This is a genomic window from Mesorhizobium sp. Cs1299R1N1, from assembly GCF_037179655.1.
GTDB lineage: Bacteria > Pseudomonadota > Alphaproteobacteria > Rhizobiales > Rhizobiaceae > Mesorhizobium > Mesorhizobium salmacidum.
The window spans coordinates 528648-545212 of record NZ_JAPYKR010000002.1; the positions used below are offsets into that span (position 1 = coordinate 528648).

Annotated in this window: 16 protein-coding genes; 9 read left to right on the forward strand and 7 right to left on the reverse strand. The window is 63.9% G+C overall.

All coding sequences use genetic code 11. The features are described from left to right. Positions 1 to 3 precede the first annotated feature (3 nt). Entirely contained in the window at positions 4 to 714 is a 711-nt protein-coding gene (nanR, locus tag O7A70_RS05870; protein ID WP_140713473.1) for a transcriptional regulator NanR, read from the reverse strand. A 209-nt stretch (positions 715 to 923) separates the two neighbouring features. Between nanR and O7A70_RS05875 the strand changes: the two genes are divergently transcribed. The 5 genes from O7A70_RS05875 to O7A70_RS05895 all read left to right on the forward strand — a co-directional run bounded on the left by O7A70_RS05875 (position 924) and on the right by O7A70_RS05895 (position 7457). Continuing rightward, a complete protein-coding gene (locus O7A70_RS05875) occupies positions 924 to 2525 on the forward strand; it encodes an ABC transporter substrate-binding protein (protein WP_337139552.1) in 1602 nt (533 codons plus the stop codon). An 86-nt stretch (positions 2526 to 2611) separates the two neighbouring features. Beyond that, positions 2612 to 3568: an ABC transporter permease gene (locus O7A70_RS05880; RefSeq protein ID WP_337139554.1), complete on the forward strand. Its 957-nt coding sequence runs from the start codon at positions 2612 to 2614 to the stop codon at positions 3566 to 3568. Beyond that, positions 3561 to 4463: an oligopeptide ABC transporter permease gene (gene opp4C, locus O7A70_RS05885; RefSeq protein WP_337139556.1), complete on the forward strand. Its 903-nt coding sequence runs from the start codon at positions 3561 to 3563 to the stop codon at positions 4461 to 4463. Before O7A70_RS05880 ends, opp4C begins: the two co-directional genes overlap by 8 nt. Further along, positions 4463 to 6535 carry an ABC transporter ATP-binding protein gene (locus O7A70_RS05890; protein WP_337139557.1) on the forward strand — a complete coding sequence of 691 codons (2073 nt, stop codon included), beginning with the start codon at positions 4463 to 4465 and terminating at the stop codon, positions 6533 to 6535. The genes opp4C and O7A70_RS05890 overlap by 1 nt, the downstream gene beginning before the upstream one ends. Positions 6536 to 6560: 25 nt before the next feature. Then, on the forward strand, positions 6561 to 7457 hold the full coding sequence (locus O7A70_RS05895) for a dihydrodipicolinate synthase family protein (protein ID WP_337139558.1): 897 nt from the start codon (positions 6561 to 6563) through the stop codon (positions 7455 to 7457). 12 nt (positions 7458 to 7469) lie between these two features. Here O7A70_RS05895 and O7A70_RS05900 read toward each other — a convergent pair whose 3' ends face one another. Beyond that, positions 7470 to 7805: a hypothetical protein gene (locus tag O7A70_RS05900; protein ID WP_337139559.1), complete on the reverse strand. Its 336-nt coding sequence runs from the start codon at positions 7803 to 7805 to the stop codon at positions 7470 to 7472. Between the two features lie 199 nt (positions 7806 to 8004). Between O7A70_RS05900 and O7A70_RS05905 the strand changes: the two genes are divergently transcribed. The 3 genes from O7A70_RS05905 (at position 8005) to O7A70_RS05915 (ending at position 10651) form a co-directional block, all read left to right on the forward strand. Continuing rightward, positions 8005 to 9024 (forward strand): isopenicillin N synthase family dioxygenase, encoded by a 1020-nt coding sequence (locus tag O7A70_RS05905; protein WP_337139560.1) that lies wholly within the window; start codon positions 8005 to 8007, stop codon positions 9022 to 9024. Positions 9025 to 9310: 286 nt separating this feature from the next. Then, positions 9311 to 10000, forward strand: coding sequence for an SDR family NAD(P)-dependent oxidoreductase (locus O7A70_RS05910; protein WP_337139561.1), 690 nt, complete (start codon positions 9311 to 9313; stop codon positions 9998 to 10000). Between the two features lie 399 nt (positions 10001 to 10399). Beyond that, the gene (locus tag O7A70_RS05915) at positions 10400 to 10651 is read left to right on the forward strand and encodes a DUF768 domain-containing protein (RefSeq protein ID WP_027146174.1); all 252 of its coding nucleotides are present in this window, start codon (positions 10400 to 10402) and stop codon (positions 10649 to 10651) included. 65 nt (positions 10652 to 10716) lie between these two features. Here the strand turns inward: O7A70_RS05915 and O7A70_RS05920 are convergent, their stop codons facing one another. The 3 genes from O7A70_RS05920 to O7A70_RS05930 form a co-directional block, all read right to left on the reverse strand. Next, positions 10717 to 11835 (reverse strand): DmpA family aminopeptidase, encoded by a 1119-nt coding sequence (locus O7A70_RS05920; protein WP_337139562.1) that lies wholly within the window; start codon positions 11833 to 11835, stop codon positions 10717 to 10719. 4 nt (positions 11836 to 11839) lie between these two features. Then, a complete protein-coding gene (gene xseA, locus O7A70_RS05925) occupies positions 11840 to 13486 on the reverse strand; it encodes an exodeoxyribonuclease VII large subunit (protein WP_337139563.1) in 1647 nt (548 codons plus the stop codon). Positions 13487 to 13558: 72 nt separating this feature from the next. After that, a complete protein-coding gene (locus O7A70_RS05930; protein ID WP_337107339.1) occupies positions 13559 to 14515 on the reverse strand; it encodes a LysR substrate-binding domain-containing protein in 957 nt (318 codons plus the stop codon). A 177-nt stretch (positions 14516 to 14692) separates the two neighbouring features. Here O7A70_RS05930 and O7A70_RS05935 point away from each other — a divergent pair, with 177 nt between their 5' ends. Continuing rightward, positions 14693 to 14983 (forward strand): DUF1127 domain-containing protein, encoded by a 291-nt coding sequence (locus O7A70_RS05935; protein ID WP_337139564.1) that lies wholly within the window; start codon positions 14693 to 14695, stop codon positions 14981 to 14983. A 139-nt stretch (positions 14984 to 15122) separates the two neighbouring features. On the opposite strand, the gene O7A70_RS05940 is transcribed toward O7A70_RS05935, so the two are convergent. Both O7A70_RS05940 and O7A70_RS05945 read right to left on the reverse strand, forming a co-directional pair. Next, entirely contained in the window at positions 15123 to 15347 is a 225-nt protein-coding gene (locus O7A70_RS05940; RefSeq protein WP_337129660.1) for a type II toxin-antitoxin system HicB family antitoxin, read from the reverse strand. A gap of 98 nt (positions 15348 to 15445) precedes the next feature. Then, positions 15446 to 16480, reverse strand: a complete 1035-nt coding sequence (locus O7A70_RS05945) for a DUF937 domain-containing protein (RefSeq protein WP_337139565.1) — start codon at positions 16478 to 16480, stop codon at positions 15446 to 15448. Positions 16481 to 16565 lie beyond the last annotated feature (85 nt).

The following is a 16565-nucleotide window of genomic DNA, read 5'->3' on the forward strand; positions in this document are numbered from 1 at the left end:
AGGCTAATCTGGTTTCGCCTGGCGGGGATTGAACTTGCGCCGGGCGTTTTCCAGATGCTCGCGCATCGCTTGGCCGGCGGCTTCCGGATCGTGCCGCTCGATGGCTTCGAAGACTGCCTTGTGCCCGGCGAAACTGATGCGGTTTTCCAGCTCGGTGTTGGCCATGTGGATGCGCTGGTTGATCAGCCACTCCACCAGCGCTTCGTGCGCGGCGAGAAAAATCGGATTCCCGGGGATCGCGGTCAGCACGCGGTGAAAGGCGACGTCAGTGACGGCAAAGGCGCGGGCGCGTGAAATGGCGCGTTCGTTTTCGGCCAGTGCGGCGGCCAGAGCATCGATCTGCGCTTGCGTCGCCATCTCGGCGGCATGGCGCGCGATCGAGACTTCGAGGAACAGCCGCAGTTGTTCGAAATGGCCGATGCCGTCGGGCTGGTCCATCAAAAGGTGTGCGGTGCCTGTCAGCTGCTCCAGCATGTTCTTCGGCGTCGGCCGCGTCACCTTGGGCCGCTCGCCGCTGTTGATGCGCACAAGGCCCATCTTCTCCAGCGCAAACAGCGCCTCGCGTACCGAGGGGCGCCCGACATCGAACATCGACATCAGTTCGCGCTCGGACGGCAGCGAAGCGCCGACCGGATAAACTTCATCCCTGATCATCGCCTCCAGGCGGAGACGGACCTCGTCGGACAATTTTTTTCGGACCGGCATATTGTGCATGGTCTACCTTTTAAGCTATTAGACCAGTCGCTGCAAGCGAGCACAGGCAAGGAGCTGTGGATCGCTGAGGCGCGGTGCGACCGAGGGTAGGAGGAGGTCGCTACTTGCCAATGAGCGACTGGACGCGAAACCGCGACCAGGCGACCGCGAGAACGCGCGCTCCGACGTCAGCCGCGACCGGCCGACACAATCGAAGGGAGGAGAATTCCATGAGACGATTTCTGATCAGCCTTTTGCCGGCCCTGGCGCTCATGCTTGCCGCAGGCGCTGCGAAGGCCGAAGGAGGCGGCACGTTCCGCTCGGCCATGCGCACCGGCTGTATCGAGATGGGCACGCTGCACACCACCTGCGGCCATCGGCTCGACGAGACCGTGCTGCAGGGCCTCGTCCACATAAAGTGGACGGGCGACGGCGTGCAGCCGATGCTGGCCGAAAGCTGGAAGACGCCCGACGGCGGCAAGACCTATGTCTTCAGCCTGCGCCATGGCGTCAAATGGCATGACGGCACGCCTTTCACCGCCAAGGACGTGGTGTTCAGCCTCAACCTCTACGCTAACCCGAAGGTCGGCTCGCCTTGGGCGCAGAAGCTTTCCGCCGTGGCCGGCTACAAGGCCTTCCAGGATGGCTCGGCCACCTCGCTTGCCGGGGTGAAGGCGGTGGACGACGCGACCGTGCAGATCGAACTCGACAGCGCCAAGCCGCTCTGGGTCGAGCTGCAGCTGATCGCCATCAGCATCTTTCCCGAGCACATACTGGGCAAGGTCGCGCCCGCCGACATCAAGGGCAATGCCTTCTGGGTCAACCGGGTCGGCACCGGCCCGTTCATCTGGAAGAAGTATGAGAGCGACCAGTATGTCGAGGTCGACCGCAATCCCGACTATTTCCTTGGCGCGCCCAAGCTCGACCGCATCATCTACCAGATCTACAAGGATGTGCCGCCGATCATCGCCGCGCTGGAGACGCAGGAGATCGACGCCATGTCCTATGAGGGCGGCGGCGTGCCGATCGCCGAACTGCCCCGCCTGCAGAAGCTCGACTATCTGACCGTGCTGCCGAAATTCTCCGCCGGCCTGCCGACCTATCTGCAATTCAACCTGGAGAACAAGCGCTTCGCCGATGTGCGCGTGCGCCAGGCGATGCTCTATGCCATCGACCGCAAGGCGATCATCGAGACCGTCAAGCAGGGCGCCGGTGAACTCCTGAACACGCTGTTCCCGCAGGACTGGGCGCGCGCCAAGGACCTCGAACCCTACGACTACAATCCCGACAAGGCCAAGCAGCTGCTCACCGACGCGGGCTGGGATGCGAGCCAGCCGGTCGACTTCATCTACTATTATTCCGACCAGATGAACGTCGACACCGTCACCGCCATCCAGAGTTATCTGGCCGCCGTCGGCGTCAACATCCAGCCGCGCCTGCTCGATCCGGCGGCGATCAACCAGATCTATGCCGACGGCAGCTTCCAGATGGGCTTCTTCGCGCAAGGCATGGGCCTCGATCCCTCGCTCGGCTCGCCTCTGGTCGTCTGCGGCGCCAAGCCGCTCGCCATGGGCTACTGCAACCCCAAGGTCGACGAACTCTTCAACAAGGGGCTTGAATCCAACGACCGCGCCACGCGCGCCGCGAGCTATCAGGAGGCCTCGCGCATCCTCAATCAGGACCTGCCCAAGGCCTGGCTTTGGAACGAGGTGCGGCCGCTGGCCTTCAACAACCGGATCGTCGGCCTGGCGCAGCACTTCAAGGAACAGCCGCTCGTGATCTTCAATCACCCGGTCTACAACGAAGTCGAGAAGTGGGAGGTGGCGAAATAGCCGCGGATATCCCTGCCGGTCGTGGGGCTCTGAGCGAGCCTCACGATCCATTGTCTCAGAACCGCCTTCAGCCCTAGGAGAGGCCGGTGCTCAGCTATCTCCTGCGAAAACTTTTGCTCAGCATCCCGGTGCTGTTCGGCGTTACCGTGATCGTCTTTGCCATCGCGCATGCCATGCCCGGCGACGCGGTGCTGGCGATGATCACGGCGGAGGCGCCATCGAGCGAGGAGCTGATCGCCATGCGGCGCGGCGAACTCGGCCTCGACCAGCCGGTCTATATCCAGTACCTCAACTGGATCGGCCAGATCCTGCACGGCAATCTCGGCCGCTCCTTCGTCAATGGCCGCGGTGTCGGCGACATCATCGTCGAGCGGTTGCCGATGACGCTGGAGCTGATGGGTGTCGCACTGCTCGTCGCTTTCGTCATCGGCACCACGCTTGGCGTGATCTCGGCGCTCAGGCAATACAAGCTCACCGACTATTCGCTGACGCTTGCCGGCTTTGTCGGCGTCTCGATCCCGGACTTCTTCATGGGACTTTTGCTCGTCTACGTCTTTGCGCTGGAGCTGCGCTGGCTGCCGTCGTCGGGCATTTCCACGGCTGGTGAAAACTTCTCGCTCCTCGACAATCTCAGGCACCTGATCTTGCCGGCGGCAGCACTTGCCTTGTTCCGCGCCGCGATCTTCATGCGCTATGCCCGCGCCGGCATGCTCGAAGTGCTGAACCAGAGCTATATGCGCACCGCCAGGGCCAAGGGGCTCAAGCCCCGCACCATCACGCTGCGCCACGGCCTGCGCAACGCGCTGATCCCGCTGGTCACCGTCTTCGGCCTCGCACTGCCGACACTGTTCGGTGGCTCGGTGGTGATCGAGACCATCTTCCAGTGGCCCGGCATCGGCCTGATGTTCATCGATTCCGTGGTGAACAGGGATAGCCCCGTGATCATGGGCTATGTGCTGATCACCGCCATCATCGTCATGCTGGCCAATCTCGCCACCGACCTTGCCTACAGCGTGCTCGACCCCAGGGTAAGCTATGACTGACGCCACCGCCGCCGACATGACGATCGCTGCCGGCGCCTCGCGCGGCCTGTGGGGCGAGGCGGCGCGCCGCTTCCTCAACCACCGTCTGGCCACGCTCGGCCTGATCATGCTTGCCATCATCGTGCTCGCCTGTGTGCTGGCGCCGCTGATCGCCCATTACGGACCCAACGACATCGACCTCAGGGGGCGCAACCAGCCGCCCGGCGGCATGCACTGGCTGGGCACGGACGGCACCGGTCGCGACATCTTCGCCCGCATCCTCCATGGCGGCCGCATCTCGCTGACGGTCGGCTTCGTCGCCGTAGCGATCTCGGCCGCGATCGGCATCTTCATCGGCTGCGTCGCCGGCTATTTCGGCGGCAAGGTCGACCTCTTGCTGATGGGCCTGATCGACATGGTGCTGACCTTCCCGCGGCTGGTCATCATCATCGCTTTCGTCGCGGTCGTCGGGCCCAGCATCTTCAACACCATGGTCGTGATCGGACTGCTGAGCTGGCCCTCCATAGCCCGCCTGACACGCGGCGAGATCCTGGCCTTGCGCAATCAGGAGTTCATCCTGGCCGCGCGCTCGCTCGGCACCTCGCCCTCGATCATCATCCTCGAACACATCCTGCCCAACGTGCTGAGCCCAATCCTGGTGGCGATCACCCTCGACGTCGCGACCGTCATCCTGCTCGAAGCTTCGCTCTCCTTCCTCGGTCTTGGCGCGCAGGCGCCGGCCGCCAGCTGGGGCAACATGCTGCGCGACGCGCGCACGCTGTCGATCCTGGAGAGCCAGCCCTGGATGTGGATCCCGCCCGGCGCGATGATCGCCATAGCAGTGCTCAGCATCAACTTCGTCGGCGACGGCCTGCGCGATGCGCTCGATCCGCAGCACATCATGGGCGGCAAATGATGAGCGCCGACAAGCTTGCCGTCGACACTGCCGCGAAGGGGATCGGGCAGCAGGCGGTGCTTTCCATACAGGGGCTGAGCGTCGAGTTCGGCCCCCACGGCAACTCCGTCTATGCCGTCAACGACGTCTCCTTCGAGCTTGCCGAGGGCGAGTCTTTGGCGATCGTCGGCGAGAGCGGCTCCGGCAAGTCGGTCACCGTGCAGACGCTGATGGGCCTGATCCGCAAGCCGCCCGGCCGCGTCACCGCGGGCCGAGCGCTGTTTCGTGGCCGCGATCTGCTGGCCATACCCGACAGCGAACTGCGCCGGATACGCGGCCGCGACATCGCCATGATCTTCCAGGATCCGATGTCGTCGCTGAACCCGGTGCTGACCATCGGCCTGCAACTGACCGAGGCGCTTCGCGAGCACCAGGGCCTCAGCGAGGCCGAGGCCGAACGCGAGGCGCTCGACATGCTGGCGCTGGTCGGCATCGCCAACGCGCCGCAGCGCATGCGCGCCTTTCCGCATCAGTTCTCGGGCGGCCAGTTGCAGCGCATAGGCATCGCCATGGCGCTGGTGTGCAAGCCGTCGATCCTGATCGCCGACGAGCCGACGACGGCGCTCGACGTCACCATCCAGGCGCAGATCGTCGAACTGGTCGTGCGCCTGCAAAAGCAGCTCGGCATGGCGATCATCTGGATCAGCCACGACCTCAGCCTGGTCGCCGGCTTCGTCGATCGCGTCGCGGTGATGTATGCCGGCTCGATCGTTGAAAGCGCCCCGGTCGACGATTTGTTTTCGGCAACCAAGCATCCCTATACGATCGGCCTGCTCAACTCGATCCCCTCGCTGACGGCGGCAAACACCAGGCTGGTGCCGATCAAGGGCGCGCCGCCCAATGTCACACTGGCGCCGACCTTCTGTGCCTTCGCGCCGCGCTGCGACTATGCCGAAGCGCGCTGTCGCGAGCAGAAGCCGCCGCTGGAACTGGTTGCCGCCGGCCACACCACGGCCTGCTGGCGGTGGCGCGAGGTCGACCATCTGCCGCGCTCTCTGGCGGTCGCATCAGGCGCGAAGCCGGCTGTCGCAGCTGCCCAGGAACCGTTGCTCACGGTCACGGACCTCAAAGTGCATTTCCCGATCCGGCGCGGAGTCCTGCGACGGCAGGTCGGCGCGGTGCATGCGGTCGACGGCGTCAGCTTCGAGGTGATGCGCGGCGAGACGCTGGCGCTGGTCGGCGAAAGCGGCTGCGGCAAGTCGACGACCGGCCGCGCCGTGCTCGGCCTGGAGCGCCCAAGCGCCGGCAGCATCGTGTTCGAAGGCAGGGACTATGCGGGCGCGACAGGCGAAGAGCTGAAGCAGCGCCGCCGCGACATGCAGATGGTGTTCCAGAACCCGTTCGGCTCACTCAACCCGCGCATGACCGTCGGCCGCATCATCGGCGAAGGGCTGCGTGCGCAGAAGATCGGCACCCGCGCCTCGCGTGACGTGCGCGTCAGCGAATTGTTGGCGCTGGTGGGTCTCCGGGAAGCGCTGCGAAACCGCTATCCGTTCGAGCTCTCCGGCGGCCAGCGCCAGCGCGTCGGCATTGCCCGCGCGTTGGCGGCCAATCCGAAATTCATCATTGCCGACGAGCCGATCTCGGCGCTCGACGTCTCGATCCAGGCGCAGATCGTCAATCTGCTCGACGACCTCAAGGCGCGCCTCGGCTTGACCTATCTGTTCGTCGGTCACGATCTGTCGATGATCCGCTATCTCAGCGACCGCGTCGCGGTGATGTATCTCGGCCGCATCGTCGAGATCGGCGCCACGCCGGCGGTGTTCGGCGCACCATTGCATCCCTATACGCGTGCGCTGTTGTCGGCGATTCCGGTGCCAGACCCCAAGGCGGGCGGAACGCGCCGGCGCATCGTGCTTGGCGGTGGCGTACCCGATCCGTCGAAGCCGCCGCCCGGCTGCCATTTCCATCCGCGCTGCCCCCTGGCGACCGAGATCTGCACCAAGGTCGATCCGGCACAGCGCGATTTCGGCTCCGCCGTCACCGGCCAGCATCTCGTCGCCTGCCACCACGCTGGCGAAGCCACATCATGACAAATCTGGAAAACCGAGGATCCCAATGACCAAGCAATTGGCGGGCATGTATGCCGCCCTGATGACCGGACTGAGCGATGCCGGCGAGTTCGATCCGCAACGCCAGCGCAACATTAACGACTATGTGCTGCGCCAGGGTCTGGCCGGTCTCTATGTCGGTGGCAGCAGCGGCGAATCCGGTTTGCTGACGGTGGACGAATTGTCGGCGCAGCAAGAGATGGTCTTCGCCAGCGCGACCTCAAGGGGCGTCAAGCTGATCGCCCATGTCGGCATGCCGAACGTGCGCGATTCCATCCGTCTGGCGCGGCAGGCGCAGAAGCTTGGCTATGACGCCCTGTCGGCGCTGCCGCCGCATTCCTACCCGTTCTCCGACGAGGAAGTCTTCGGCTATTACCAGGCACTGGCGGCGGCGACGGACCTGCCGCTTATTGTCTATGAGATACCCTTGCGCACCGGCCGGCCGCTGCCGCTTCCCCTGCTGGTTCGGCTGCTCGACCTCAAAAATGTCGTCGGCATCAAGTTCACCTCCACCGACCTGTTCAAATATTCCCTGCTGCGCAAGCGGCAGCCGCAAAAGCTCTTCTACTACGGCTTCGATGAGATCTATGCCGCCGCCGGCATGCTCGGCACCGATGGCGGCATCGGCACAACCTACAATCTGCTTGGCAGGCTCTACGTGGCGATCGACCAGGCGGTCCGCGCTGGCGATCTTTCACGGGCGAAGGCGCTGCAGATGGTGTCGCAGGACTTCGTCGAGGCACTGCTGGAGACCGGCGTGCTGCCGGGCATGAAGGCGGCCTTCCGCGTTATCGGCGTCGATTGCGGCCCGACCCGCGCGCCGATGGCGCTGGCGGTCACCGATGCCGAGGACCGCATGCGCGCGGTGCTCGCCCGCCCGGCGATCAAGGAGTGGCTGGTGTGAGCCGAGGCTCCTTCACCACATCATGAACGACGCGACATCCGCATCCCACACCTTGCCGGCATTCACGTCGGCAATGGCTTGGTCGACGATATCAATGTCCTCGGCCACTTCATCTTCGGTCGGCGTCAGTGGCGGGATGAATTCGAGCACGTTGGCCTTCAGCCCGACATAGCTGAAGGCCGCACCCAGCTCATAGCCGCGATAGACGCCGTTGTCGTGGGAGCTCGACATGCTGGCCGATCCCGACAAGCCACGCGACCTCTTCGGCATGCTGCTCAGGGCAGCCCAATAGGGCAGAGGCCGTGCGCAGTTGCGGCGGTCCGCATCCTGCTGAATGATCGCGGCCATTGTCAGCTTTGCCGGCGCGCGTGGAAAAATTGTTCGTCGCGGCGGCTTCGAAGGGCCGATCGTTTCTTTCTTGGCAATCTGGAGTCGATGAGACTTGCCGGCATTGCTGGCGTTGTGACCGCCGAGAGTGCACGCAAGTCCAACAGTCCTGGTTCGCGGATGGGCAAACATCCGCAGAAAACCAGGAAAGGAGCCTGATATGCCCAGAATAGTACCCGTGCTTGATCTGAGCCGCTTTGAACAAGGCGCATCGGAACGTCGAACGTTTCTGGCGGATCTGCGTTCCGCCTCGCGCGACATCGGCTTTTTCTATCTGGCTGGGCATGGCATCTCGTGGGCGGAGATCAGCGAGGTGCTCACCGCATCGCGCCGCTTCTTTGCCTTGGCCGAGGCCGACAAGCTCGCGATCGAGATGGTCAAGTCCTCGCAGTTCCGCGGCTATACGCGCGCCGGCGGCGAGCTGACCAAGGGCAAGGCCGATTGGCGCGAACAGCTCGACATCGGCGTCGAGCGCCAACCGATAGCGCAAGGGCCGGGAATTCCCGCCTGGACGCGGCTGCAGGGGCCGAACCAGTGGCCCGCTGCGTTGCCGGAGCTCAAACCCGCGCTGCTTGCCTGGCAGGCCAAGGCAACAGCGGTGGCGATCCGGCTGCTGAAAGCTTTCGCGCTGTCGCTCGAGCAACCCGAGGATGCCTTCGACCCGATCTATCGAGACTCGCCAAACCATCGCATGAAGATCGTGCGCTACCCCGGCCGCGAGGCGACCGGCGGCGACCAAGGTGTCGGCGCGCACAAGGATGGCGGTTTCCTGACGCTGCTGCTCCAGGATGACAACAAGGGGCTCCAGGTCGACTATGATGGCAGCTGGGTGGATGTGGACCCCATTCCCGGCACGCTCGTCGTCAACATCGGTGAATTGCTCGAACTGGCCTCGAACGGCTATTTGCGCGCGACCGTGCATCGCGTCGTGATGCCGCCCGCCGGCATCGAGCGCATTTCGGTGCCGTTCTTCTTCAGCGCCAAGCTCGATGCGACGATACCGTTGCTCGAATTGCCGGAGGAATTGGCGGCGCAGGCGCGCGGGCCGGCCAGCGATCCGGACAATGCTTTGTTTCGCGATGTCGGAACCAATGTGCTGAAAAGCCGGCTGCGCTCGCACCCTGACGTCGCGCGCCGCCATTACGCGGACATGCTTCAGCCGGAAACCGGGGCGGGTTGAGCCAGCTGATACAAGAACGAACAGAATTTTTCGTAGTTCGGACCGATTTTAGAAAATCATTTGTCGTGCCCGTGCAAGGATCGGTTCAGAATGACAAATCCGTTCGGTGTTTTCCTCCCATTTCGCTGAACGGTGTTCCCCTCTGAAGGTTATGACCTTCTTTTGGCCGGGCCGTTTTCGCGCCCGGCCATTTTTCTTTCCGCCGTGCGCGTTGCCGGTGCGGCGCTGATCCGGCAGAGTTCAACATCTGCCAGCCATTGCAATTGGTGGAAGAAGGAGAGGTCTCATGACATCCAATGTCGCCGTCATTGCCGGGGCGGGATCCGGCTTGAGCGCCTCGCTCGCGCGTCTTCTCGCCAGGGAAGGGTTCCAAATCGTCCTGGCCGCCCGAGATATCGAGAAGCTCGATGCATTGCAGGCGCAAACCGGCGCGCAAGCCGTGGCAACGGATGTCTCCGATGCCACGTCGGTGGAGCGTCTGTTCGATGTCGCCGACAAAGCTGGCCCGCTTTCCCTGGTGGTTTTCAACGCCGGCGGCCGCGCCCGCGGTCCGCTGGCCGAACTCGATCCCGAGGCGGTTCGTCAGGCGCTGCTTGTCGGGGCCTATGGTGGGTTCCTGGTCGGCCAGCAGGCGGCCCGCCGGCTGATCGCTCAAGGGGCGGGCTCGATCTTCTTCACCGGAGCGACGGCAAGCGTGAAGGGGTTCGCCGGCTCCGCCGGCTTTGCGATGCCGAAATTCGGATTGCGCGGGCTGGCGCAGTCCATGGCCCGTGAACTGGCGCCCAAGAACATCCACGTCGCGCATTTCATCATCGACGGCGCCATTGCCTCGGCCGCGTCCGGACAGGAGTCCGAACCGCAGGATCGGCGGCTATCGCCGGATGCGATCGCCGAGGCCTATCTCGCCATCCACCGCCAGCACCGCAGCGCCTGGACCTGGGAAATGGAACTCAGGCCGTGGGTCGAAAACTTCTGACCGGATCAGCGATCCATGCGACTTTTGCATGGCTCCTGTGCACGGGCCTTGAGGAGAGTCGACATAGTGTATGGATATCACTATATAGCGGCGGCTTCGATGGCTCGCGCCTTGAAGCGCAACGTCATAAGGCGGCGGTAGCGACAGCCATTGAGATACGAAACGGACTGGAAGCCGTAAAGGTAGAAGCAATTGCTTGGAGCGGGCAGATCCCGCCAACGGTACAGTCCTTCAGAAACAGAAAATGTTCTTCACCCCTCGAATTCCTTCGGCTCTGTGGACCCTGGACGGCTTCGGCTTGCCGTCCGGCCGCGACTCGGCTCGAATGGGAACATGCATCCTTTACGGGATGCAGACGTTTAGGATTACCAACCGGCTTTGCCGCAAGGGAATAGCAGTATGAGTGAACACGCGATCGAATTCTTGCGGGGATGGATCGGCGAAAAGGTCCATTGCCAGTCCCCGGCCAGGATCGAGAAGCAGGCCGAGACACTGGCCAGGGAATGCGCCGCCAAGGCGGCCGAGGTCGGCATACCGCTGGAGGACATCCAGGAGGAAGTCGGCGACATCCAGGAACTCATCGCTTCCCGGCTGGAGGAAGCGGCCGAGGCTGATGAAAGCCAGCAGGCTTCCAGCAAGGCCGCGGAATAGATTTTCAGGGACAACCCCGTCTGAATGCGCGGGCTTCGGCCCGCGTTTTCGTCTTTGGTACCTTCTCAGCCAAATTTTTCCTTGAGCCACGCTTTCGGCAGGGCAGGCACGAAATTGCCATCGCGACCGGTCATGTCGTGATTGGCGACAAGAGCGTTGAGGATCGATTCCTCCACCGTCTGGATCACGGCATCGAAGAACGGGTCGATGTCCACATCGGGAATGAAATCGGCGCTGGCGATGCGGCCAGTCAGCCCCAGCGCCGCAGCAGGATTTGCGGTCGATAAGGCGACAAAAATGTCGCCCGAACTGTGATAGCCGAAGCCGCCGGTCATGGCGACGCCGAGCGGCACGCGGCGGGCCAGCCGCTTCATCTGGTGCGGCAGGAAAGGCGCGTCGGTCGCGACGACGGCGATGATTGAGCCCTTTTCCGCGCGCGACGTGGTTTCGCGGATCGCCGGTTCGGTGAGTTCGGAACCGGCGCGCAGGCCACGAATGGTGAAATTGTGCCGCTTGCCGAAATTCGACTGCACGAAGGCGCCGATCGTGTAGGTGCGCCCTTGCCATGTGACGATGCGCGAGGCCGTGCCGGATCCGGCCTTGAAGCCGAAAGTAATCATGCCGGTGCCGCCGCCGACGCTGCCTTCCTCGATCGAACCGCTGGCGGCGCTGTCAAGGGCGTCGGCGACATGCTCCGATGTCAGATGGTGGCCGTTGATGTCGTTGAGAAACCCGTCATAGGTCTCCGCTGCCACGGGCAAACCCCAGGCGCTGTCGACGGCCGCCGGCAGCACTTGGTTCATCCAGCGCAGCGTGCCGTCACGCGAAACCCCGCAGGAATGCGTGTTGGTGATGGTGATCGGGAAGTTGAAGGCGCCGGTTTCCTCGATGATGTGCGAGCCGGTCAGTTCGCCATTGCCGTTCTGGCTGAAGATGCCGGCGAAGACTGGCGTCGCCAGTTCGTCGCGCGGCTTGGGCAGGATCGCGGTGACACCGGTGCGCACCGGTCCCTTGCCGACGACAAGCGGACCATCGCCCGATATCAGCGTCGCATAGCCGACCGCGACGCCAGGCACGTCGGTGATCGCGTTGAACGGCCCAGGCGTTCCGTCGAAGCCGATATTGAAGCTTCGCGCGCGCGGCTTGCCGGACGGCGTTGCCAGATGGTGCGGATTGTCGGTCATGCTCTTAGAACAAGGATCCCTGATTGCCGGGTTCTTTAGCCTTGGCAACTGGGGCCTTTCCAGCCGGCCCGGCAGCGGGCTTTGGCCGCGCCGCGCCGCTGGTTGCCACCGCATCCGCCGTACCGTCCGCGAATTCCAGCGAAAGCGCCATCCCAGACGCCACGTCGGCGGCCTGCTTGATGACGGCGCCGTCGGCATCCTTAACCAGCGCGAAGCCGCGCGCCAGGACGGCCTTGTGCGAAAGCGTCGCCATCAGCCGGTCGGCCTGGATGATGCGGCCGCGCAACCGCTCCAGCCTGAGCAGCATCGCCTGACCGCCGCGTCTCGTCAAAGCCGACAGCATATCCCTTTGCACACGTTGCCGCCGGGCTGTCGGCTCGATCGTGATGCGGCCCTGCAGCAAAGCCAGTTGCTGTCTGTGCCTCAGCAACGACGCCTTGGCGCATTTTGGCAACTGGTCCGCGGCACGGTTGAGCTCCGCGCGCCGGCTTCTCGCCAGGGTGCGCAGCGCACCTTGCGCGCGCAAAAGATTACGGTCGTTGGTGCGCCGCGCCTCGGCAATCCGCTGCGACAGCATTGCCGGCGTCAACTTTACGGCGAAGAATCGTGCCCGCTTGCGCTCGGTGGAAACCATCAGGCCACGACCGAGCCTCGATGTCGCTTCGTCCAGGCGCCGGCGCGGCAACGCCAGCAATTGGTCGGGCGAGGGCAGCGCACGCGCCGCCGCACGGGCTGCCTGACGCTTGCGTTCGAAATTGCGCAGCACCGCGGCCTTGAGCCGTGCGCCGAGGCTGGCCAGCGTCGCTTCGAGCTCAGCCTTCACCGGCACGGCGATTTCGGCCGCGCCCGTCGGTGTCGGCGCCCGCACATCCGCGACAAGGTCGATCAGCGTCCAGTCGGTTTCATGCCCTACGGCCGAAATCACCGGAATGTCGGAGGCGGCGACTGCGCGGGCGAGCGCCTCGTCGTTGAAGCCCCATAGATCTTCCAGGCTGCCGCCGCCGCGCGCGACGATCAGCAGATCGGGGCGCTGGATGGGGCTGTCCCACACCAGTGCGTTGAAACCGGTGACGGCATTGGTCACTTCCGCACTCGCCGTGTCGCCCTGCACGCGCACCGGCCAGACCAGTACATGCAGCGGAAAGCGGTCCTTGATGCGGTGGATGATGTCGCGGATGACGGACCCGGTCGGCGATGTGACGACGCCGATGGTGCACGGCATGAACGGCAGCCGGCGCTTGCGGCCGGCATCGAAAAGCCCTTCCGCCTGCAGCCGGCGCTTGCGCTCCTCCAGCAGGGCCATCAGCGCCCCGGCGCCTGCCGGCTCCAGATTGTCGATGACGATCTGGTAGTTGGACTTGCCGGGATAGGTGGTGAGCTTGCCGGTGGCGATCACCTCCATCCCCTCTTCGGGACGGAATTTCAGCCGGCTCATCGTGCCTTTCCACACCACGGCGTCGAGCCGGGCGCGGTCGTCCTTCAGCGCGAAATAGGCATGGCCGGAGGAATGCGGCCCACGATAGCCCGAGATTTCGCCGCGCACCCGCACATTGCCGAAGACGTCCTCGACCGTGCGCTTCAGCGCGCCCGAAATCTCGCTCACCGTGTATTCGGTGGCGTTGGTGCGTGATTCGGATGCTGCTTCGCTCATCCGGTGATTGGGGGCTGGTTGAGCGCCGACGTCAAGGCGGCCATGTCAGTCCCGATATTCATGACCCGCATCCTACCAGCCGGGCACGATCTGGTTTGCCTTGCTCCGCTTCATCTTGGCGAAGGCGAGGGCCGCGAAGTCGAACGTTCCCGTGTCCTCGCCGAGCGGGATCGAGATGTTGTCCAGGCTTTCCGAGATGTGGCGGGCAAGCGCATCGACGATCTCCGGCCGCGAGGTCTGGCCGCGCATGATGCCGATGCGGCAGTCGGGCAGGGCGCCGAAGCCGTCGGCTTCGCCCAGCACCCTCATGCCGGGCCTGAGCGCGCATTCCGGCAGCACCGAAATCGCTAGGCCCGAAAGCACGGCCGCGGTGATCACGGTTGCCGAGAAACTGGTGAACAGGATGCGGTAGTCGCGGTTCTGCTGGTCCAGCACGTCGACGGCGGCGCGCCGCCAGATGCAGTTTGGCCGGCCGAAGGCCATCGGCAGCGTCTCCTGTTCATGTGTCGCATGGTTGGCCGAGGAGACCCACAGCAGCGGTTCGCGCCGCACCACCTCCGATTGGCCGCGCACATCATTGTGCGTCACCAGCGCCAGGTCGAGATTGCCGCGCTTGATGTGCTCGACCAACCCCGGCGTCGGCTCGCAGATGACGGTCAGTTCGACGCGCGGATTGGAGCGGGTGAAGCGTGCCATGATCTCTGGCAGGAAACGGTCGGCATAGTCGTCCGGCGTGCCGATGCGGATCGTGCCTTCGAGCCGCTGGTCATCGAAAGCGGCGAGCGTCTCGCGGTTGAGATAGAGCAGCCGTCTTGCGTAGGAGAGCAGCTTGTCGCCTTCCTCGGTCAGCCTGTTGCTGCGCCCCTCTTTCTCGAACAGGGGCTTGCCGATCCGTTCCTCCAGCCGGCGCATCTGCATCGACACCGCCGACTGGGTGCGGTGCACTTCTTCCGCTGCACGGGTGAAGCTGCCGGTATCGGCGATCGAGATGAAGGTCTGCAATTGATCGAGATCGAGCGGCGCTTTCATCGACGTGATCCATCACTAGTGTTGATGCCAAAGATTAGAAACATTCGTTGGATTAATCAATCGGTCGATGGCAAATTGGCATTGTCCACATGAAGGCATGTGAATCGAAGCCGGAACGGCCGCTGTCATCAGCGCCGATCGTCGGGTTTCGTCCGTTCGAGTCTGAAGGAGACCGACATGACCACGATCGATTTCGCCGCCGAAACCTCGCGCATCACTTCGCGTCCGGCCGTAGCGACGCGCGTGGCCAACACCGTCTCCAACGCCTACCGCGCCTGGAAAAATCGCCGCGCCTTCTACCGCCTTGGCGAGATGTCGGATGCCGAGCTCGCCGATATCGGCCTGACGCGCGCCGACCTGCATGTCGCAATCGACGTGCCGTTTGGCCGCGACCCGACGGCGATCCTGCGTGAGATCGCCAGCGATCGCGTTGAAACGATCGAGGACATCGCCCGCAAGGTGGCCTGATTGCTGAGTTTCGGTCCCGTTGAACCTTTTGCGGCTCAGCGCGACCAAGGTTCATGCAGGCTCCCCACTCCCTGCCGGTCCCCCGCCGGCCTGCCTGCACGCTGCCCGGTCCTCCCAAGGACCGGGCTTTTCTTTTTGCTCAGGCGAATGCCAGCTTTCGCGATGGTTTTGGTATCGATCTGCCGAGATCATGCGCGGCCTCTATCCAGGACGCTATGGCGTCTTGAACATTTGCGATGGCCTCTTCGGGAGTCTCACCGTCGCTCATGCAACCAGGAAGATCTGGTACAAGGGCTGAAAACCCACCTCCGTCCTCGATCGCAAGCGGCGCGATGATGACCGGATATTCAAGTCTGTCCGTCATGTCTCTTTGCCTCGTCGATGAATGTTACGAGTTTCCGGATATTGCGGCGCATCTGCTCCAGCCGTTTGCTCATGGATTTGTCTCGGACGTTTGAACTGCTACCGCCGGTCCATGTCGCGCTTGAACTGGTCGAAGATCGTTTCCACGCCCTTCTGGTAGTCGTCGCGCTGCTGGGCGCCGGTTTCGAACATCTTGCCGAAAATGTCGTCGAACGGGTTCCTTGGCCGGCCGCTTGGATTGGCCTGCGGCTGTGGGGCCTGGCGCGGCTGCGGTTGCGGTGCCTGAGGTTGCGGCGTCGGCTGCCCGCCCGGCATGCCACCGAAGCCGCCGCCTTGCCGCAGCATCTCCTCGAAGATTTTCCCCAGCGGGTTGTCGCCGTAGGGGCTCTGTGTCTGCTGTGGCTGGGGTCGACCTTGTGGTTGCTGCGGCGCGCCGCCACCGAACATATCCTGCAGCACCTTGCCGAGCGGATTATCGCCATAGGGATTGGGTGCCGGCTGCGGCTGGCTTTGTGGTTGCGCTGAGCCGCCGCCGAACATGTCCTGCAAGACCTTGCCGAGCGGGTTGTCCATCTGAGGCGGCGGTGCCTGGCGCTGTTGTGGCGCCGGTGCCTGCATGCCGCCCTGCCGCATCATCTGCTCGATGATTTCGCCCAGTGGATTGTTGCCGCCGCCGAAGCCTCCCGCAGCCTGCGTCTGGCCGCCTGTCAACTGGTTTGTCGTCTGCTTGAACAGTCCGCCCATTACCATCGAGGCGATCGCGGGCAGCATCTGCTGCAGGACCTGCTGGCTGACGCCGCTTGCCTGCGCCGCCTGGCTGGCCACTGCGCGCGACAGGTCCTTCGAACCGAACAGATGTCCCAGAATGCCGTTGCCTTCATCGACGCCTTGCGGGGAGAAGGCGCGTGTCGCGTCCTCGAAATACTTGGCGTGCTGGCCGCTTGCCATCGCCGTCATGAAGGCGCCGAGCCCATAGGGATCGGCGGTGTTGCGCTGCAACCCTTGTGAAAAGGCCGGCAACAGTGCGGCGACCGCCGCCTGTGTCTGCTGCATCGAAAGCCCGTATTGCTGGGCAAGCGCCTGCATGCCATTGCCGTTCTGGGCCTGCGTCAGCATGTCGAACAAGGTGGGCATCGGCTTCTCCTCCGGGAAATCCTCGAAAGAGAGCCTAATTCGTTTCAATGCCCGATTGAAGCTACTTTTGCCGTGGCCATCGCCC